Origin of the sequence: Flavobacterium sp. Leaf359 (genome assembly GCF_001423985.1) — a bacterium.
In the GTDB taxonomy this organism is placed as follows: domain Bacteria; phylum Bacteroidota; class Bacteroidia; order Flavobacteriales; family Flavobacteriaceae; genus Flavobacterium; species Flavobacterium lindanitolerans.
Window position 1 is genome coordinate 56597 of the sequence record NZ_LMPW01000016.1, and the last position, 18794, is coordinate 75390.

Here is an 18794-nt window from a genome sequence, read left to right on the forward strand (position 1 = left end):
TATTGGACTCTGAATCTCTTTAATCATCTTAATCTGCGGCAAAACATAACCCTTTTTTAGCCGTTGATTAAAGAGATTATCACAGATTAATCTACGTCTTATTATTTTTTGCTACAGATTAACGGATTTCCATAGATTTTAACAATTAAAATCATTTTAATTCGTGATATATTTCAAATTCATTTTAATTAACTGTACTTTCGCCAAAAATAAAATCCATTAAAAATGAGTTTAGAACGAGATTTGATGAAACGTAGTGGCGGGAAGTGCGAACTTTCCGGAGCAACAGAAAATTTAAAAGTATACCAAATACTTCCAACCCGAAAAGGAGGCATCGAAGAGAGTATACTTGCCAGTGCAACTTGCATTGAGCAGATAGAAAACCCTGAAAAAACAGACCCTAATCTTTGGAGATGTCTTAATGAAAGCATGTGGAGCGAGCACCTGCCTGTTCAGGTTGTGTCATGGAGAATGTTGAGCCGTTTGGGAAAACAGGACCTGTTGGAACAAATGTATCTGGAAGAAGAAGATTTAGCCTGGGCAAAAGCAACCGGAGAAGGTGACGATGACGATACTAAAATTGTACATAAAGACAGTAACGGTGTAACCTTACAAACCGGAGATTCTGTTGTTTTGATTAAAGACCTGAAAGTAAAAGGTTCCAGCATGGTTGCCAAACAGGGAACCGCAGTCCGAAACATTCGTCTTGACCACGAAAATGCAGAATATATTGAAGGAAAAGTGGATGGACAGACTATTGTTATTATTACACAATATGTAAAGAAGATATAGCTTTTAGGATTTCGGATTTTAGATTTTAGAAAGCGAACTGACTGACAAATTGTTATTATTACACAATATGTGAAGAAGATGGAATTTTGGGTTTTTGATTTTAGAGAAGCTGACAAGATGCTTAACCTTCTTAATCCGAAATCCGAAATCCGAAATCCGAAATCCGAAATCCGAAATCCGAAATCTGAAATCTGAAATCTGAAATCTGAAATCTGAAATCTGAAATCCGAAATCTGAAATCTGAAATCCCAACTATCCATTATCCACTACCAACTATCAACTATTTAATCACTTGCCTGGCGATTTCAATCTTAAACTTCTTTCCTTTCATCTTTTCATCTTTGATATTTTTAAGAAGTTCTTTTATCTTTTTTGATTTGACCGCTGCGAAAGAAACAAAATCTTTCACTTCAATCAGACCCAAATCACCTTTTTCCAATTTTCCTTTCTGCGAAAAGAACCCGACAATATCAATCTTGTTCAATTTATTCTTCTTCCCTCCGGAAATATATAATGTCTGAAATACCGGAGGCTCCGGCAAAGAAACAGTATTCGCAATATCAAAAACTTCCTGGTTGTAATCAATATAATCCAGCTTCTTTTCGCTTTCATGCACAATTACATAAGCTGTTCCGGAAGCCGTCATCCTTGCCGTACGCCCATTTCGATGTGTAAACTCATCTTCTTTCATTGGGAGATGATAATGGATAACATGTTTCATTTCCGGAATATCCAATCCTCTGGCAGCCAAATCTGTCGTAACCAGATAGCTCACACTTCCATTCCTGAACTGAATTAAGGCGCGCTCCCGCTCCTCCTGGTCCATTCTTCCGTGATAATAAGTCGAATAAATTCCTCTCGCATTCAGTAAATCACTAATTCGTTCAGCGGCATCGCGATGGTTACAGAAGATTAATGCCGATTCAGAACCTAAAGAACAAATCAGTCGGAATAAAGTATTGATTTTGTCTTTTTCTTCAGAAATGACGGTTTTTATAGAAAGATTGCTTTTTTCTTCATTATCGGAAGTAAAATCCAAAATTTCAGGATTCACCACCCTTGTATATTTGGGAATTTCAATATCAGAAGTGGCAGAAACCAGAATACGTTTGTCCACTTTTGGCAAACGGGACAAAATAAAAGACATCTCCTCATGGAATCCAAATTGCAACGACTTGTCAAATTCATCTAAAACTACAGTACGTATCTTATCTGTCCTGAATGTTTCCCTGTCAATATGGTCGGCAATTCTTCCGGGTGTTCCAATCAGAACGACCGGCGGATTACTCAGATTTTTAATTTCCGTTTCCATTGAATGACCACCATAACAGGTATTGACCTTATAGCCTGTACCCATTTTTTTCCAAACCTGTTCAATCTGTAACCCTAGTTCCCTAGATGGCACAATAATCAGGCATTGCACAGAAAGAATTTCAGGCTGTAAGGTTTCAAAAACAGGCAATAAAAAAGCCAGGGTCTTCCCTGAACCTGTTGGCGATAATAATAAAACCGAATTATTCTCTAAAATGGCTTCTTGCGCCGCGAGCTGCATTTCATTCAGGCTTTCAATGCCTAAATTCAAGAGCAGATTGTTGGAATGGTGATTGTTCATGCTGCAAAGGTAATTTTTTAATGATGAATTACGAATTATGAATTACGACCGACACAAATTCGTAATTTTGATATTTTCAAATCAACCTATGAAATATCTTCTTCCAATTTTCTTACTTTCGATTATGGCCAACGCTCAAAATACAGATTTCCTGACTCCTTATGAAAATGGAAATGGAAATCAGACTGCTACTTATGAAGAAACAATCGCCTATTTCCAGCTTTTAGACAAAAATTTCGAAACGATTTCCATGCAGGAAATGGGACTTACCGATTCGGGCGAGCCGCTACATATCATAACCTATAATAGTGACAAGGAGTTTGATTTTGAAAAAATCCAAAAAGACAAGGCCGTCCTTTTAATCAATAACGGTATCCATCCGGGTGAACCCGACGGGATAGACGCCACAATGATGCTCTTTAGAGATTTGGCTTTAGGAAAAATCAAAATTCCAAAACATTTGGCCATAGTTGCTATTCCTATCTATAATATTGGCGGCGCTTTGAACCGCAACTCTTTTTCGAGAGCCAACCAAAACGGCCCGGAAAGTTATGGTTTCAGAGGAAATGCAAGAAATTATGACCTGAACCGCGATTTTGTGAAGTCTGACACCCGCAATGCCAGAAGTTTTGCCCAGATTTTCCATCTTGCCAATCCTGATGTCTTTATCGACAATCATGTCAGTAATGGTGCGGATTACCAATATACGTTCACTTACATTGCCACGCATTATCAAAAACTGGGTGGTAATCTTGGGAAATTTTGGAATACTGACATGTTGCCCTCTTTATTATCCGACTTAAAAAAGAAAAAAACAGAATCGGTACCGTATGTAAACATTCACGACCAGAAACCTGATGGCGGTTTTGATGCGATGATGGATTATCCAAGATATTCAACCGGTTTTGCATCCATGTTCAACACCATTGGCTCAATGCCCGAAACCCATATGCTGAAAGATTATGCTTCAAGAGTAAAAGTAACCTATGACTATATGGCTTCTACAATTGAATATGCTGATAAGAATCATGCAAAAATCAAGAAACTGCGAAAAGAAAACCTGCTGAATTACCTTCCGGGGCAAAAATATACGCTGCTATGGACACTGGACACGGACAAGGTTTCAAGTATCCCGTTTTTAGGTTATGAAGGAGCTTACAAGCCAAGCGAAATTTCGGGCAAACCGAGGCTTTTTTATGACCGTTCCAAACCTTTCAGCAAAAACATCCCCTATCATAAGGAATACAAACCTTCGTTAGAAATAATTATTCCAGAAGCGTATGTCGTTCCAAAATCATGGTGGCCTATTATCGAGCTTCTAAAAATCAACAATATTGAAATGTCACCTCTTGAAAAAGCTGTTGAACTTGAAGTAGAAAGCTATCGAATTAAAGATTTCAAAACCAGTTCCTCTGTCTACGAAGGCCATTATCCGCACCATTCCGTTTCCGTCATTCCTACCAAGAAAAAAGTAATGTTTAAAAAAGGGGACTTTTTAATACAGACGCGGCAACCGGGTGTAAAATATCTGTTGGAAACTTTAGAGCCGCAAGGTAATGACTCTTATTTTGCATGGAATTTTTTCGATTCGTTATTACAACAGAAAGAATATTTTTCAGCTTATGTCTTTGAAGACCTTGCCAAACAATTACTGGATAAAAATCCGGAAATGAAAGCCGAATTCGAAAAGAAAAAATCAGAGGACTCAAAATTTGCCGATTCAGGCGAAGCCCAATTGGACTGGATTTACCGCCATTCCGATTACTATGAAAAAACACATATGGAATACCCGGTTTTCAGGGTAATGGCACCAATTAAACAGTAATAAAAAAGCTCCTATTTCTGGAGCTTTTCTGTTTCAAATAACAGCTTGATATTTTCGTAAGAGTTTTTTAACGCTTCCTGAATCTGCTCGGGATTGAGCCAGGCCACTTTTTCTATTCCTTCTTCTTCCTGAGGTTTGGGAGTTCCTTCAAAATTAGTTTTCATTTCAAACCAATGGGTAATCTTTAGCTTATACCTTCCATTGCGAATAAAAACATGATACGTTTTTTGAAGTTTTTTTGTTATCGACAAACCGGACACGCCTGTTTCTTCACTAACTTCACGGATTGCCGTATTTTCAATCTCCTCTCCTTTTTCTATACCACCTTTAGGCAAATCCCATTTCCCGTTTCTGAAGATAAAAAGCACCTCGCCTTTTTTATTATAAACCAATCCGCCCCCGGCCTTATTCACCGGAATCTTTTCTTTCAGCTTTTTCATAATTTCCTTTTCGTCAGGATGATACAGATAAGCCTTTTGAATTTTATTTTGAAATATTTTCACTATAAGCTGATGAATATCAACACTTTCCAAAAGAAAAAATTGAAAATCGGTTTCTTTAACTATCTCATTAGTTAAAAAAAGTGGTTTATCGTTGACAAAAACTTTATACATTTGTAGTATGATTTTTAATAAAGACACCGCCCAAAAAACAGCCGAATTGCTTTTACAAATAAATGCAATTAAATTGAATCCTAAAAATCCTTTTACATGGGCTTCCGGATGGAAATCTCCCATTTACTGTGATAATAGGATAACACTCTCATTTCCACCAATCAGAAATTACATCCGCGAAGAATTTTCCAAAAACCTGGAAAAACAGTTCGGAAAACCTGATGTGATTGCCGGTGTGGCTACCGGAGCTATCGGTATTGGGATGCTTGTTGCAGAATATATGGGGCTTCCGTTTGTTTATGTACGTCCGGAGCCAAAAAAGCATGGAAGACAAAACCAGATTGAAGGCTTTTTGCAAAAAGGGCAAAATGTTGTTGTCATTGAAGACCTGATTAGTACAGGAAACAGCAGCCTTCTGGCCGTTGAAGCATTAAGGGAAGCCGGAGCTAACGTAAAAGGAATGGCAGCCATTTTTACTTATGGATTTGATGTTTCTGTTGAAAACTTCAAAAAAGCAAACATCGACCTGTTCACCCTGAGCAATTATGAAAATCTTCTGGAATTGGCAGTAGCTAAAAAATACATCACAGAAGAAGAGCAAGAAACATTAAAAATCTGGAGCAAAAGTCCTTCGACCTGGAGTGTTGAAAATGACAATGCTTCTGTAAAATAACATTAATCGCAGCAACATGAATTTAGAAAGTCCGAAAACGAGCGTCCAAAAATCAGCTCAATATATGTTTGACCAATTGACAGACGTAAAGAATTTTGAAAAATTAATGCCGGATAACATTGCAAAATTTGAAGTTACAGGCGAAGATTCTTTTATTTTTGGATTAAAGGGAATGCCTGAAATCAAATTAAAGATGAAGGATAAAGTGGCCCCTACTAAAGTGGTTTTAGGAGCTGCAAGTGACAAACTTCCTTTTTCACTTACGGCAAACATCACTCCTGTTTCTGACGATTCAAGCGATGTACAGCTATTTTTTGAAGGCGAATTTAATGCCATGATGGCCATGATGGTCAAAGGGCCTATCAGCAAATTCATCGAAACCTTATCCGGAAACATGCACAAGCTGTAAATAGCAAAAACAGATATAAAAAAGCCTTTCGTTTGAAAGGCTTTTTATTTTTAATATAACATTCTGATTTCCTTTATTTCATAAGATTTCACAAAATCATCTTCCAAGGTCAGATGAAGTTTACCGGATTGGTCAACACCATTGATGATTCCCATGAATTTGTTACCCTTTATGTTTTCAAAAGGCATTGGGATTCCTTTTTTGTAAAGACAGGCATGGTATTTTTCCCATATAGATTGTGTATTTTTATTCAGTATTAAGGAAACATTTCGTATCAGGCATTCAATAATCGGAATCAAAATGGCTTCCTTATCAAGTTCCCTGCCCAGCAAAAGGGACAAGGAAGAAGCTTTTGGAAGATTTTCAAAATCTCTTTGGTTGACATTAAGCCCAATACCAATAATTGAAAAGATTTCGCCATTGCTTTTGATACTGTTCTCAATCAATATGCCACCTATCTTTTTACCTTCTGCCAAAATGTCGTTTGGCCATTTTATCGCCAAATCCTTAATTTCTAAAAAAGATAAAGCTTCAATAATACTCACTGCAGTTGCCACATTCAAATGAAAAATCTGATTCACTTCCAGCAACAAATCTTTAACCAAAATACTAAAAGTCAGGTTTTTACCCGATTCAACATTCCATTTCGATCCCATTTGCCCTTTACCTTCTGTCTGGTTTTCAGCAGTAACAATAGTGAAATTTTCCACGAATTGCTGCTGCAATAATCCCTTGAGATAATCGTTGGTAGAGTTAATGGCATCGAGTTTGATGATGTTCATAAAAAATAATTGAAGTTTATCGTTTTTAATCTTATGTTAAGGTTCAAAAATAACGACAAAAAATGATAACTTTGCGAAAACATAAAAATTTTAAATGGCGAAAAAAAATATAAGCAATGACGATCTGTTAGCCCACATCATCAAAGGGATTGAAGAAGTAAAAGGCAATGACATTGATATTTTAGATTTAAGAGCAATAGACAACACCGTTTGTGATTATTTTGTAATCTGCAACGGTACTTCAAATACTCAGGTTAACTCCATAGTTAACTCTGTCCAAAAAACAGTTTCAAAAGAATTAAAAGACAAACCCTGGCATGTTGAAGGTACTGAAAACGGCGAATGGGTGTTGATGGATTATGTGAATATTGTTGTTCATGTTTTCCAAAAACACATCCGCGAGTACTACAACATCGAGAGTTTGTGGGGTGATGCTAAAATCACTACAATCCAAAACAAATACTAAAAAGAAAAGACAGCAATGGCTAAAGATAACAATACAAATCCTAACCCGAAAAAATTCAGGTTAAGCCCATGGTGGATTTATGGCGGCTTGATCTTGTTTTTCTTTATTCTGAATTGGGCTTCCGGAGGCTCAAGTTGGGGAGAAACCAGTAAGGCGTCAGCTTCTGACTTTAACAAACTGCTTGAAAAAGGCCAGATTGAAAAAGTTGTTGTATATAACAAGAACGAGGCTGAAATTTTCCTAAACAAGGAAGGGCTAGCAGATCCGGCTAATAAAAAAGTAACCAAAGATATTTTTGACAAGCCAAATCCCGGCCCTCATTATATCCTTGACAATATTGGAAATGATGAGCTTTTCCAAAAGAAACTGGAAACAGCACAGCAGGAAGGAAAGCTAAAAGACTATAACTTTTTGCCAAAAAGCAACTGGAGCGAAATCTTTATCGCTTTATTGCCAATCTTGATTATTGTTGGAATCTGGCTTTTCATTATGAGAAGAATGTCAGGTGGTGGCGCTGCTGGAGGTGGCGGACAAATTTTCAATATCGGAAAATCCAAAGCAAAATTATTTGATGAAAAGACCGACGTAAAAGTAACATTCAAAGATGTTGCCGGACTTGAAGGAGCAAAAGAAGAAGTACAGGAAATCGTTGAGTTCCTGAAAAACCCTGAAAAGTATACTAATCTGGGAGGAAAAATCCCTAAAGGAGCGCTTTTGGTAGGCCCTCCGGGAACTGGAAAAACCTTATTGGCAAAAGCAGTTGCCGGTGAAGCAAAAGTGCCGTTCTTTTCGCTTTCAGGTTCTGATTTCGTTGAAATGTTTGTGGGTGTGGGTGCTTCCCGTGTAAGAGACTTATTCAAACAGGCAAAAGAAAAATCTCCTGCCATCATATTCATTGACGAGATTGATGCTGTTGGGCGTGCAAGAGGGAAAAATAATATTTCAGGCTCAAACGATGAACGTGAGAATACATTAAACCAGTTGCTTACTGAAATGGACGGTTTTGGCACAAATACCAACGTAATTGTTTTAGCAGCGACGAACCGTGCCGATGTATTAGACAAGGCATTAATGAGAGCCGGTCGTTTTGACAGGCAGATTTATGTAGACCTGCCGGACATCAGAGAACGTAAGGAAATTTTTGAAGTGCATTTGGGTCCTTTGAAAAAAGTAGAAGGTCTTGATACTGACTTCCTTGCAAAACAGACTCCAGGATTTTCAGGAGCTGACATTGCCAATGTATGTAACGAAGCAGCCCTTATTGCAGCCAGAAAAGATAAAAAAGCCGTTGACAAACAGGATTTCCTGGATGCGGTTGATAGAATTATTGGAGGTCTTGAAAAGAAAAACAAGATTATCACACCGGAAGAAAAACGAGCTATCGCTATCCACGAAGCCGGTCACGCAACAGTAAGCTGGATGTTAGAACACGCTGCACCACTAATCAAAGTAACCATTGTTCCTAGAGGACAAAGCTTAGGTGCTGCCTGGTATCTTCCGGAGGAAAGACAGATTGTAAGGACAGACCAGATGCTGGACGAAATGTGTGCTACAATGGGTGGACGTGCGGCAGAAAAAGTAACTTTCAACCGAATCTCTACAGGTGCATTGAGCGATCTTGAAAAAGTCACAAAACAAGCCAGAGCAATGATTACGGTTTATGGTTTGAATGATAAGTTAGGAAACGTTACGTATTATGATTCATCAGGACAAAGCGAATACAACTTCTCAAAACCCTATTCTGAAGACACCGCAAAGATTATCGACAAGGAAATTTCAGACTTAATCGAAGGTCAATACCAGAGAGCAATCAAAATTCTTGAAGAAAACAAGGATAAATTGAACCAATTGGCCGATATTCTGATAGAAAAAGAAGTAATTTTCAAAGATGACCTTGAGACAATTTTCGGCAAACGTGCTTTTGGTGAAGCAGTTGAAGAAGTCTTCGAAGAATAAATTTCACTTTTTAAGAATTTTTACAAAAATCTTAATTCGAAAGCAGTTTTGAATTAAGATTTTTTTATCTTTGATTGTTTTGAAATTGCAAACAAAGAATTTGGCCAATTTATGAGTCTGTTTAAAAAACTTTTTGGCGCCAGCGAATCCTCTGATGACGATAAAGATGGCAACTTAAGTCCATTCAATCCCGAAACTGTAATTCCGGCGGATGAATTATTTACCCTGAACTTTAAAAAGAACGGAGGCAAATTCTTGTATTGCGAAAATCTTGAGGAAGCAAAAGACCATTTTGAGCACATCCTTGAAGAAAACGATTGGTTTGAATCAGAAGCACTCTGTTTTGAACCAAAACTTTTCAGTCTGCTTGAAGAAAACAAGCTTTCCTATACCAAACCTACAAATCCGAGATTTCTTTTAGCCAGTTGCGAAAATCTGATTGCTGACGAAGGTTCCGTTTTGTTTTCATCCAACCAAATCAAACAATACAAACCTAACGAATTGCCTGGCAATATTGTTATTCTTGCTACAACAAGTCAAATCCTGGGCAGCAAAAGTGATGGGCTTCGTGAAATCAAAAGAAAATACGAAAAGGATTATCCTACCAATATTACCACAATAAAATATTTCGAAAAAGCAAAAGACGAGGATTTTCTCCAATACGGAAGCGTAGCCAAAAATCTCTATCTTCTGCTTTTAGAAGATCTTTAAAATGCGCGAAACCCTAACGAGATCACTATCCGGACTGGTCTACATACTTCTACTGATTGGGGCCACTCTCTATTCCCATGACAGCTTTCTTCTGCTTTTTGGAATGTTTCTGGCTGTATGTACCGCCGAATTCTGTGATTTGGTAAACCTGCAGAAACCGATTCCCATATTGCTTGCCATTGGAGCCTATGCCCTGTTTGCGTATTTCAACACCTTTAACAAGACCAATGACTGGCTACTGACAGGAGCAGCACTTTTTGTTTCCGTCAGGCTCATCCTATTCCTGTTCAGCGAGAAAAGACAGAAAGTAGACAGGCAATCAAAATATGTTTATCTGATTGGCTATATCATACTTCCTGTTATTATCCTGACCAAAATTCCGTATGAAGGAACAATATTCAATCCAAAAATCCTGATTGGTATATTTATTCTGATTTGGACCAATGATACCTTTGCTTACATTGTTGGAAAATCTATTGGAAAAAGAAAACTTTACGAAAAAATATCACCTAAAAAAACCATAGAAGGCTTTCTGGGAGGATTAGTCTTTACAATAATCGCCAGTATTCTTATCGCTATTTATTTCATCAATCAGCCGGTAATCCTATGGATTATCTTTGCCCTGATTGCCGGAATTTTTGGTACCATTGGAGATTTGGTCGAATCTAAATTCAAGAGAATTGCCGGAGTTAAAGATAGCGGCAAAATTATGCCGGGACATGGGGGCATCCTAGATCGGCTAGATAGTATTATATTTGTATCACCATTCATTTTTTTGTTTTATCAAATTTTAGATTATGTTTAAGTTTCACAAAGAAGGAGCAAAAATTATTCTTATTACCTGTGCAGTAGTCGTAGCAATAGTTTTGCTGACTGATTCGCTGATTCCTAATTTCTGGGTTTTAAAAACCATTCAGGTTATCTCGTTATTATTTCTTATATTAGTGCTACAGTTCTTTAGAAATCCAAAAAGATATACCCAGATAAACGATAATCAGATAATTGCTCCGGTTGACGGAAAAGTTGTCGTGATTGAAGAAGTTTATGAAGGCGAGTATTTTAAAGATAAAAGACTCATGGTTTCCATTTTCATGTCTCCAATTAATGTGCACGTTACCCGATATGCCATGAATGGAGTAATAAAATACAGCAAATATCACCCTGGCAAATATCTTGTGGCCTGGCATCCGAAAGCAAGCGAGGAAAATGAAAGAACGACAGTAGTTATTGAGAATACTACTTTCGGAGAAATATTATACCGTCAGATTGCCGGAGCTTTAGCAAGAAGAATTGTTAATTATGCCAAAGAAGGAATGCAGGTAATCCAGGGAGAAGATGCCGGATTTATAAAATTCGGGTCAAGAGTAGATTTGTATCTTCCTATCGGTACTGAAATTAACGTAAAACTGAATCAAAAAGCAGTTGGAGGAATAACCGTAATCGCAACAAAGTCTTAATGTCGGAAAAAGATTTAGATACTCTGTTTGAAGAAGCCTATGAACTGGCATCAAATATGACAGAACCTTTACCACAGGATGTCATGCTACGCATTTATGCCTATTACAAACAGGCAACCCAGGGCACTGCTAAATCAAAAAGGGTTACCAGTGTAGATTTAAGGGATGCTTTCAAAACAAACGCCTGGATACAGATTAGTCACCTGTCCAGCGACGAAGCAAAACGACTTTATATAGAAACAATTCATTCACTTATTAAAAAATAATTATGAAAAAAACGCAATTATTTCTTTCGAGCCTGGTATTGGCTTTCGTATTGCAATCTTGCAATAAAGAAAAAAAATTAGAAGAAGTAGAAGTACCATTGCCAGTAACTGAAGAGAAAGCACCTATGGGCAATCCTGACGATGTAGCAGCAGAACCGGGAGCTTTTAAAATGATGAAACTTCCTTATGCCTATGATGCTTTAGAGCCGCATATTGATGCTAAAACCGTTGAAATTCACTATTCAAAACACCACGTTGGATATGTAAACAATCTGAACAAGGCTATTGCCGGAACAGCATTGGAAAAACAAACCATTGAGGAAATCCTGTCTAAATTGGATTTAGAAAATAAAGCGGTACGCAATAATGCCGGAGGATACTACAACCACAACCTTTACTGGGAAATCATGGGACCTAAGAAAGGCGGCGAGCCTACTGGTGCTCTTGCAGAAGCAATCAACAAAGACCTTGGTTCTTTTGAAAACTTCAAGACACAGTTGACCGAAGCGGCTACAAAACAATTTGGCTCAGGATGGGCATGGTTAGTAGTTGACAAAACAGGCAAACTTGTTATTGGCAGCACACCAAACCAAGACAACCCATTGATGCCAAACATGTCAGTTTCCGGTACTCCAATCCTAGGTTTGGATGTTTGGGAACATGCTTACTACTTAAAATATCAAAACAAAAGACCAGATTATATCACTGCCTTTTTCAACCTGATTAACTGGGATGCTGTTGCTAAAAAATACGAAGCTGCAAAAGCTGCTTCTGCTCCTAAAGCATAACAAATTCATATAATAATAAAAAAGCCCCAATAATTTGGGGCTTTTTTATTTGATATACTATTGCATATTATTTTAAGCTGGCAAGACTTTGCTCAATAGTAGCAATCTTGGCCAAAGCATCAGCTTCTTTCTTTCGCTCAATTTCCAATACTTTTTCAGGAGCGTTGTTCACAAATTTCTCGTTAGACAATTTCGCCTGAACTGATTTTAAGAATCCTTGTGTATATTTCAATTCTTCAGTAAGCTTTGCTATTTCTTCTTCCACATCAACAGAACCGCTGATAGGCACAAAATACTCGTTGGATTTTGCACGGAAGGTCAAAGCGCCTGTTACAGCTTCAGAAACATATTCCAAAGAACTTATGTTGCCTAATTTTGTAATTACCGCATCAAAATACGTAGAAGAATTATCATTGTTGATAGCTTTCAATTCGATGGCATCTTTGAAAGGAATATTCTTCTCTTTTCTGATAGTTCTTATTCCGGAAATAACTTCTGCTGCAAAATCAAAGTCTGTAATCAATTTGGCATCAAATGATTTTGATTCCGGCCAGGTCGAAATGATTAAGGCCTGTTCAGGAGTCCTTTCCGTAATATGTTGCCAAATTTCTTCCGTCAGGAACGGCATGAACGGATGCAGTAACTTTAAATTGCTTTCCAACATCTCAATTGCCTTGGTCAATGTTTTTCTGTCAATTGGTGACTGATAAGCCGGCTTAATCATTTCAAGGAACCACGAGCAGAAATCATCCCAAACCAATTTATAGATAGCCATTAAGGCATCTGAAATTCTGTATTTTTCAAAATGGTCTTCAATTTCTACCAAAGTCTGCTGCAATTTTGCTTCAAACCATTCAATAGCCACTTTTGACGATTCCGGCTGCGGTATAGTATCGCTTACCTCCCATCCTTTTATCAGACGGAAAGCATTCCATACTTTATTGGTAAACGCCTTACCCTGATTGCACATTTCTTCATCAAACAGGATATCATTTCCGGCAGATGCACTTAATAGCAACCCAACACGAACACCATCTGCACTAAAATTATCAATCAAATCCAGCGGATCCGGAGAATTACCTAATGATTTCGACATCTTACGACGTTGTTTATCACGAACCAAACCTGTCAGGTAAACATTGGTAAAAGGTTTTTCACCGGTATATTCATATCCGGCAATAATCATCCTGGCTACCCAGAAAAAAAGGATATCCGGACCTGTAACCAAGTCGTTTGTTGGATAATAATATTTAAAATCTTTGTTTTCAGGTTCCATAATACCGCCAAAAACAGACATTGGCCATAACCAGGCTGAAAACCATGTATCTAAAGCATCTGCATCTTGATGTACAAATTCTTTAGATGCTCTTTTTGCCTGTTCTATAGAATACCCCTTGTTAGTATAGTATTCTATAAAAAGCCTTTCTGCCTCATCTCTAGTTTCTGAAACAACACAATGAAAGCCATTAGCTATAATATCACCTTGCAATTCTTTTGGACCATAATAAGCAGGAATTCTGTGTCCCCACCAAAGCTGACGGGAAATATTCCAATCGCGGATATTTTCCAGCCAATGACGGTAGGTATTTTCAAAACGTTTTGGATATAATTTGATTTCTTCAGTTTCAAGAACTGCTTTGATGGCAGGCTTCACCAATTCATCCATTTTCAGGAACCACTGGTCTGACAAACGAGGCTCAATTACCGCCTTTGTTCTTTCAGAAGTTCCTACTTTATTAAGATGGATTTCTGTTTTTGCAAGACTTCCATTAGCTTCCAATTCTTTTTCAATTTCTTCACGAACTACAAAACGGTCTTTTCCGGCATAGTGTAATCCAAAAGAATTTAGCGTTGCATCTTCATTGAAAATATCAATTACTTCCAGGTTATGTTTATCCCCTAAAGTCTTATCATTCATATCATGGGCAGGAGTTACTTTCAGACATCCTGTACCAAATTCTACATCAACATACTCATCTTCGATAATAGGAATTACCCTTCCGGCTATCGGAACAATTGCTTTTTTTCCTTTCAGGTGTGTAAAACGCTCATCATTCGGATTGATACAGATAGCAGTATCTCCAAAAATAGTCTCCGGACGTGTTGTTGCAATAGTCAGGAAATCATTACTCCCTTCAATCTGATATTTCAGGAAATACAATTTTCCTTGTCTTTCTTCAAAGATTACTTCTTCATCAGACAAAGTTGTCTTTGCTTCCGGATCCCAATTGACCATTCTATAGCCACGATAAATCATACCTTTGTTGTATAAATCAACAAAAGACCTGATTACAGAAGCAGACATATCCGGGTCCATAGTAAACTTTGTTCTTTCCCAATCACAAGAAGCACCCAGCTTCTTTAATTGATCGAGAATAACACCTCCATATTTATGAGTCCAATCCCAGGCATGCTCCAAAAATTCTTCACGGGATAAATCATTTTTATTGATTCCTTCCGCTTTTAATTTTGCCACAACTTTTGCTTCGGTTGCAATCGACGCGTGATCTGTACCAGGAACCCAGCAGGCATTGAAACCTTTAAGGCGCGCACGACGAATCAGAACATCTTGTATAGTATTATTCAACATATGTCCCATATGTAGTACGCCTGTGACGTTTGGTGGCGGTATTGTAATAGTATAAGGTATTCTGTGATCCGGTTCTGAATGGAAATAATTATTTTCCATCCAGTAGCTGTACCATTTTTGCTCTACTGATTTGGCATCGAATTGTGCTGGAATTGTCATCTTTTCGTCTTCGTTTTTTCTATTTTGTTTTTGTCTGCTTATTAAAATCCGTAATTGTCAAGTTTTTCTTGCTTTCAATCTCTACTAAAAACAAAAAAATAAGCTTGGTATGAAATTTGCGAATATTAAGGCACAAAAGTAATTAAGTATGTGCAGTATAAAAAATTAAGATTTAATAATTTGCACTTTAATCAAAACTAAGTAATTTTACTGAACACTAACTAAAATTTTTATGATGAAAAAAATACTAAGTCTATTTGCAGTTATGATGTTTGCCGTTTCAGCAATGGCACAAACCGGACCAAAAATCGAGTTTAAGGAAGAAACAATAGATTATGGAACTGTCACTAAAGGTGAAGACAACGGCTTGAGAGTTTTTGAATTTAAAAACATTGGTGATGCGCCTTTAATCATTAACGATGTAAAATCATCCTGCGGATGTACCGTACCTACAAAACCACAAGAACCAATCATGCCTGGAAAAACAGGAAAGATTGAAGTACAATATAACATGAATCCGGGTCCTATAAGCAAGACCATTACCGTACAGTCTAATGCTGTGAATAAAGATAGCGGTATTATTCCTTTACGAATAAAAGGAAATGTGATTGTCAAAGAAGAAGTTAATCTGATGGAGAAAAAGAAAACACTTCCAAGTTCATAAAAAAACCCGCAATTGCGGGTTTTTTTTATAATATTTTCTTAAGCTGAAACTTGAAGGCAATAATTTTTGATTCTCTTTCAACATCTATATAAATCCATTTACCTTCTTCCGATTGTAAAAGATCACTGATTTTCTGGATTGTATAGCCATAGGTCTTTTTTTTGTTTATTCTAACAATTTTATCTCCGGGCTGTATGCCTGCAAGATCCGCAGGAGAACCAGTTCTAACACTGGCAATTTCAAAAACCGGTTTAAGTGAAAATTTATATCTGAAATTGTTATCATTAAAATTATCCAACCCTCCATCTACTTTCACACCATAATTGGATTTCGTTTCAAGTCTTATCGCTTCTTGTACAAATTCTACTCCTTTATGCTGTACTACAATACCACTCATGTTGTAATTGAAAGGCTTTTTAAATTTTGAATTTTTTTTCAGATATATAAATTGTTCCTGATAATCTAAAACAACATTAAATCTATGCAAAATTTCGCCTCCAACGGAACCATTTCGCCCTTCTATAATTCCAATCTTAGGAAAATATACTTCTTCAGGATAGGAAACCAGAGCTTCATCTAAAGTAAAATCTGCAATCCTTACTGTCTTGACCCTTGATTTTTTTCCCATAATCAGTCCATTAAGCCCGCTACCTAAAATATCTTCAAAATAATTGTTCCCTGCTCTTATTTTCTTATTTTGAAATAGCCATAAGCCATCACCCAAGCCAATATCTATCAAAAGCTTCAAGTCTAACGTATCTTCTTCAATCTTAGCAACCACATCAATATAAGGTCGCTTGTCTATAACCTTTATAGGATGTTTGAGATACTTTTTAAATTTTTTCTTTCCAAGGAATTTTCTGTTCCTGTGAATCGTCACTATCTTTTTTTGATAATTAATTTCTATTGGATACTCCTTAAAAAACGAATAACCTATAACCCCATTGACAGGAATACCCAATCTCGATGAAAAATTTACATCCTGATCAAGTACTATTAATATGGGAAACTTATTATCCTCATAGGAAGATATTTTAATTTTATTATCAACGGAAAGCAAGGCTTCAATGATTTCTTCCGACCCTATACCTCTAACTTTTACTTTTTTATAATTTTTAAATTGTATAGTATCATTTTCAGGAAGACTAAAAATCATTGAATTATCAGCTCCGGTATCTAGCAACATATTTAGTTTGACATTATTAATCTCAACAGGAATAATAATGAGGTTGTAAATATGCTGAAAAGGAATTTCAATCTTATCTTTATGTGAATTCCATTGAAAACCTTTCTGGGCAAAAAGCGAACTGGAAACAACCAATAAAAAAAGAACGAGTATTCTTAATTTCATATGCAGTTTTTTAATATTAAATGTAGAAAATTTTAATGAATTGATAACATTTTAACGTTCTTTTGGACTACTTTTTTTCTAATTTTCTTGAAAAAAAGTCGCAAATTTGCAGACAAAACAATAAGTCATGCCAAAAATTTCTACTAAAGGACAGCACATGCCCGAATCACCAATACGAAAATTGGTTCCCTATTCAGAAATAGCAAAAAAGAAAGGCCATAAAGTCTATCATCTTAACATTGGCCAACCTGATATCAAAACTCCGGAAGTTGCTCTGAATGCAGTAAAAAATAACAATATTACAGTTTTAGAATACAGCCATTCTGCAGGTTTTGAAAGCTACAGAAATAAGCTATCACAATATTATCAAACCCACGGATTACCTATCAATACTGCTGATATAATTATAACAACAGGCGGATCTGAAGCTTTGCTTTTCGCTATGGGCAGTACAATGGATCAAGGCGATGAAATCATTATCCCTGAACCATTCTATGCAAATTACAATGGGTTTTCAACTGCTTCGGGAGTTACAGTTGTTCCTGTAATTTCAACAATTGATGAGGGTTTCGCATTGCCTCCGATTGCTGCTTTTGAAAAGTTAATCACTCCAAAGACAAAAGCAATCCTTATTTGCAATCCTGGAAACCCAACCGGATATTTATATTCAAAAGAAGAAATACTACAGCTTGCCGAAATTGTAAAAAAACACGACCTGTTCCTGATTGCTGACGAAGTATACAGAGAATTCATTTATGATGGCGAAGAACACTTTTCTATCATGAATGTTCCTGGCTTAGAAGAAAATGCTATCATGATTGATTCTGTTTCCAAAAGATATAGCATGTGCGGAGCACGTATTGGATGTATCGTTTCTAAAAACAAAGAAGTAATGGCTACTGCTATGAAATTTGCACAAGCGCGTTTAAGCCCACCTACTTTAGCACAAATTGCCAGCGAAGCTGCTTTGGATACTCCTCAAAGTTATTTTGATGATGTTATCACAGAATACAAAGACAGACGTGATACTCTTATTGCAGGATTACAAAAAATAGAAGGTGTTAAAGTTGCTACTCCTAAAGGAGCTTTTTATTGCATTGCTAAACTTCCTGTAAAAAATGCAGACGATTTCGCACAATGGTTATTGGAGTCCTACGATTTAAATGGTGAAACTATTATGGTTGCTCCAGCTGCAGGATTCTATTCTACACCTAATGTGGGATTAGATGAAGTGCGAATTGCCTATGTGCTTAAAAAAGAAGATCTGATTCGATCAGTAGAAATTCTTGAAGACGCATTAAAGAAATACAATAATAAATAAGAATAAAACAATAAAAGAAAGCTCCTGAAACGGGAGCTTTTTTTGTACCTACTATTATCCCTAAAATATTACAAATTAAAAAAGGCTTCCAAATCTGGAAGCCTTTTTTAGTAGTAACCTTTATAATTATTATCTCTTCAGCGAGAAGTGAGCCTTGAACTCCTTGCTCGCGTTGTTCTCCTTGTAGAGCACCTTGAACCAGTAGTCGGTAGAAGGTAGCGGGTTGCCGTTCATCGTTCCGTCCCATCCGCTGCCCGCAGGGCTGATCTGCTTCAGAAGCTTGCCGTAGCGGTCAAAGATGTAGATGGCGGCCTCAGGCTGGTCCGCAAGCCCGATGATGTTCCAGGTGTCGTTGTAG

The 18794-nt window shown here is 37.0% G+C and carries 19 protein-coding genes; 13 read left to right on the top strand and 6 right to left on the bottom strand.

The window, feature by feature from the left end; genetic code table 11:
- The first annotated feature begins 225 nt into the window (after nucleotides 1-225).
- A complete protein-coding gene (locus tag ASG38_RS17195; RefSeq protein WP_056073886.1) occupies nucleotides 226-792 on the top strand; it encodes an alkylphosphonate utilization protein in 567 nt (188 codons plus the stop codon).
- A gap of 280 nt (nucleotides 793-1072) precedes the next feature.
- Here ASG38_RS17195 and ASG38_RS17200 read toward each other — a convergent pair whose 3' ends face one another.
- Nucleotides 1073-2404 (bottom strand): DEAD/DEAH box helicase, encoded by a 1332-nt coding sequence (locus tag ASG38_RS17200; RefSeq protein ID WP_056073887.1) that lies wholly within the window; start codon nucleotides 2402-2404, stop codon nucleotides 1073-1075.
- 88 nt (nucleotides 2405-2492) lie between these two features.
- Here ASG38_RS17200 and ASG38_RS17205 point away from each other — a divergent pair, with 88 nt between their 5' ends.
- Nucleotides 2493-4229, top strand: coding sequence for a M14 family metallopeptidase (locus ASG38_RS17205; RefSeq protein WP_056073916.1), 1737 nt, complete (start codon nucleotides 2493-2495; stop codon nucleotides 4227-4229).
- Nucleotides 4230-4240: 11 nt separating this feature from the next.
- On the opposite strand, the gene ASG38_RS17210 is transcribed toward ASG38_RS17205, so the two are convergent.
- Nucleotides 4241-4843, bottom strand: coding sequence for an NUDIX hydrolase (locus ASG38_RS17210; RefSeq protein ID WP_056073888.1), 603 nt, complete (start codon nucleotides 4841-4843; stop codon nucleotides 4241-4243).
- A 7-nt stretch (nucleotides 4844-4850) separates the two neighbouring features.
- Between ASG38_RS17210 and pyrE the strand changes: the two genes are divergently transcribed.
- Together pyrE and ASG38_RS17220 are read left to right on the top strand one after the other, a co-directional pair.
- Nucleotides 4851-5516, top strand: coding sequence for an orotate phosphoribosyltransferase (gene pyrE, locus ASG38_RS17215; RefSeq protein WP_056073890.1), 666 nt, complete (start codon nucleotides 4851-4853; stop codon nucleotides 5514-5516).
- 16 nt (nucleotides 5517-5532) lie between these two features.
- The gene (locus ASG38_RS17220) at nucleotides 5533-5925 is read left to right on the top strand and encodes a hypothetical protein (protein WP_056073892.1); all 393 of its coding nucleotides are present in this window, start codon (nucleotides 5533-5535) and stop codon (nucleotides 5923-5925) included.
- A gap of 50 nt (nucleotides 5926-5975) precedes the next feature.
- On the opposite strand, the gene ASG38_RS17225 is transcribed toward ASG38_RS17220, so the two are convergent.
- Nucleotides 5976-6707: a biotin--[acetyl-CoA-carboxylase] ligase gene (locus ASG38_RS17225; protein ID WP_056073896.1), complete on the bottom strand. Its 732-nt coding sequence runs from the start codon at nucleotides 6705-6707 to the stop codon at nucleotides 5976-5978.
- A 94-nt stretch (nucleotides 6708-6801) separates the two neighbouring features.
- On the opposite strand from ASG38_RS17225, the gene rsfS reads away from it, so the two are divergent.
- From rsfS to ASG38_RS17260, 7 genes are all read left to right on the top strand, one after another.
- Entirely contained in the window at nucleotides 6802-7173 is a 372-nt protein-coding gene (gene rsfS / locus ASG38_RS17230; protein ID WP_056073898.1) for a ribosome silencing factor, read from the top strand.
- 15 nt (nucleotides 7174-7188) lie between these two features.
- Nucleotides 7189-9129 (top strand): ATP-dependent zinc metalloprotease FtsH, encoded by a 1941-nt coding sequence (ftsH, locus tag ASG38_RS17235; protein ID WP_056073900.1) that lies wholly within the window; start codon nucleotides 7189-7191, stop codon nucleotides 9127-9129.
- Nucleotides 9130-9240: 111 nt separating this feature from the next.
- The gene (locus ASG38_RS17240) at nucleotides 9241-9840 is read left to right on the top strand and encodes a lactate utilization protein B/C (protein ID WP_056073901.1); all 600 of its coding nucleotides are present in this window, start codon (nucleotides 9241-9243) and stop codon (nucleotides 9838-9840) included.
- A gap of 1 nt (nucleotide 9841) precedes the next feature.
- Nucleotides 9842-10645, top strand: a complete 804-nt coding sequence (locus ASG38_RS17245) for a phosphatidate cytidylyltransferase (RefSeq protein ID WP_056073903.1) — start codon at nucleotides 9842-9844, stop codon at nucleotides 10643-10645.
- Nucleotides 10638-11297, top strand: a complete 660-nt coding sequence (locus ASG38_RS17250) for a phosphatidylserine decarboxylase family protein (RefSeq protein ID WP_056073904.1) — start codon at nucleotides 10638-10640, stop codon at nucleotides 11295-11297. Before ASG38_RS17245 ends, ASG38_RS17250 begins: the two co-directional genes overlap by 8 nt.
- Entirely contained in the window at nucleotides 11297-11563 is a 267-nt protein-coding gene (locus tag ASG38_RS17255) for an acyl-CoA-binding protein (RefSeq protein ID WP_056073905.1), read from the top strand. Before ASG38_RS17250 ends, ASG38_RS17255 begins: the two co-directional genes overlap by 1 nt.
- A gap of 2 nt (nucleotides 11564-11565) precedes the next feature.
- Nucleotides 11566-12351 (top strand): superoxide dismutase, encoded by a 786-nt coding sequence (locus ASG38_RS17260; RefSeq protein ID WP_082482261.1) that lies wholly within the window; start codon nucleotides 11566-11568, stop codon nucleotides 12349-12351.
- Nucleotides 12352-12418: 67 nt separating this feature from the next.
- Here ASG38_RS17260 and ASG38_RS17265 read toward each other — a convergent pair whose 3' ends face one another.
- On the bottom strand, nucleotides 12419-15100 hold the full coding sequence (locus ASG38_RS17265; RefSeq protein ID WP_056073907.1) for a valine--tRNA ligase: 2682 nt from the start codon (nucleotides 15098-15100) through the stop codon (nucleotides 12419-12421).
- Between the two features lie 235 nt (nucleotides 15101-15335).
- On the opposite strand from ASG38_RS17265, the gene ASG38_RS17270 reads away from it, so the two are divergent.
- Nucleotides 15336-15764 (top strand): DUF1573 domain-containing protein, encoded by a 429-nt coding sequence (locus tag ASG38_RS17270; RefSeq protein ID WP_056073909.1) that lies wholly within the window; start codon nucleotides 15336-15338, stop codon nucleotides 15762-15764.
- A gap of 25 nt (nucleotides 15765-15789) precedes the next feature.
- Here the strand turns inward: ASG38_RS17270 and ASG38_RS17275 are convergent, their stop codons facing one another.
- Nucleotides 15790-17115 (bottom strand): PDZ domain-containing protein, encoded by a 1326-nt coding sequence (locus tag ASG38_RS17275; RefSeq protein ID WP_056073911.1) that lies wholly within the window; start codon nucleotides 17113-17115, stop codon nucleotides 15790-15792.
- A 127-nt stretch (nucleotides 17116-17242) separates the two neighbouring features.
- On the opposite strand from ASG38_RS17275, the gene ASG38_RS17280 reads away from it, so the two are divergent.
- Entirely contained in the window at nucleotides 17243-18436 is a 1194-nt protein-coding gene (locus ASG38_RS17280; RefSeq protein ID WP_056073912.1) for a pyridoxal phosphate-dependent aminotransferase, read from the top strand.
- A gap of 129 nt (nucleotides 18437-18565) precedes the next feature.
- On the opposite strand, the gene ASG38_RS17285 is transcribed toward ASG38_RS17280, so the two are convergent.
- Nucleotides 18566-18794: T9SS type B sorting domain-containing protein (locus ASG38_RS17285; protein ID WP_157486213.1), on the bottom strand; the 229-nt coding region annotated here is incomplete at its 5' end.

What these genes read in the sequence shown, in the direction of transcription:
- ASG38_RS17195 (WP_056073886.1), top strand. Translation starts at nt 226, where the DNA reads ATGAGTTTAGAACGAGATTTGATGAAACGTAGTGGCGGGAAGTGCGAA.
- ASG38_RS17200 (WP_056073887.1), bottom strand. Translation starts at nt 2,404, where the DNA reads ATGAACAATCACCATTCCAACAATCTGCTCTTGAATTTAGGCATTGAA.
- ASG38_RS17205 (WP_056073916.1), top strand. Translation starts at nt 2,493, where the DNA reads ATGAAATATCTTCTTCCAATTTTCTTACTTTCGATTATGGCCAACGCT.
- ASG38_RS17210 (WP_056073888.1), bottom strand. Translation starts at nt 4,843, where the DNA reads ATGTATAAAGTTTTTGTCAACGATAAACCACTTTTTTTAACTAATGAG.
- pyrE (WP_056073890.1), top strand. Translation starts at nt 4,851, where the DNA reads ATGATTTTTAATAAAGACACCGCCCAAAAAACAGCCGAATTGCTTTTA.
- ASG38_RS17220 (WP_056073892.1), top strand. Translation starts at nt 5,533, where the DNA reads ATGAATTTAGAAAGTCCGAAAACGAGCGTCCAAAAATCAGCTCAATAT.
- ASG38_RS17225 (WP_056073896.1), bottom strand. Translation starts at nt 6,707, where the DNA reads ATGAACATCATCAAACTCGATGCCATTAACTCTACCAACGATTATCTC.
- rsfS (WP_056073898.1), top strand. Translation starts at nt 6,802, where the DNA reads ATGGCGAAAAAAAATATAAGCAATGACGATCTGTTAGCCCACATCATC.
- ftsH (WP_056073900.1), top strand. Translation starts at nt 7,189, where the DNA reads ATGGCTAAAGATAACAATACAAATCCTAACCCGAAAAAATTCAGGTTA.
- ASG38_RS17240 (WP_056073901.1), top strand. Translation starts at nt 9,241, where the DNA reads ATGAGTCTGTTTAAAAAACTTTTTGGCGCCAGCGAATCCTCTGATGAC.
- ASG38_RS17245 (WP_056073903.1), top strand. Translation starts at nt 9,842, where the DNA reads ATGCGCGAAACCCTAACGAGATCACTATCCGGACTGGTCTACATACTT.
- ASG38_RS17250 (WP_056073904.1), top strand. Translation starts at nt 10,638, where the DNA reads ATGTTTAAGTTTCACAAAGAAGGAGCAAAAATTATTCTTATTACCTGT.
- ASG38_RS17255 (WP_056073905.1), top strand. Translation starts at nt 11,297, where the DNA reads ATGTCGGAAAAAGATTTAGATACTCTGTTTGAAGAAGCCTATGAACTG.
- ASG38_RS17260 (WP_082482261.1), top strand. Translation starts at nt 11,566, where the DNA reads ATGAAAAAAACGCAATTATTTCTTTCGAGCCTGGTATTGGCTTTCGTA.
- ASG38_RS17265 (WP_056073907.1), bottom strand. Translation starts at nt 15,100, where the DNA reads ATGACAATTCCAGCACAATTCGATGCCAAATCAGTAGAGCAAAAATGG.
- ASG38_RS17270 (WP_056073909.1), top strand. Translation starts at nt 15,336, where the DNA reads ATGAAAAAAATACTAAGTCTATTTGCAGTTATGATGTTTGCCGTTTCA.
- ASG38_RS17275 (WP_056073911.1), bottom strand. Translation starts at nt 17,115, where the DNA reads ATGAAATTAAGAATACTCGTTCTTTTTTTATTGGTTGTTTCCAGTTCG.
- ASG38_RS17280 (WP_056073912.1), top strand. Translation starts at nt 17,243, where the DNA reads ATGCCAAAAATTTCTACTAAAGGACAGCACATGCCCGAATCACCAATA.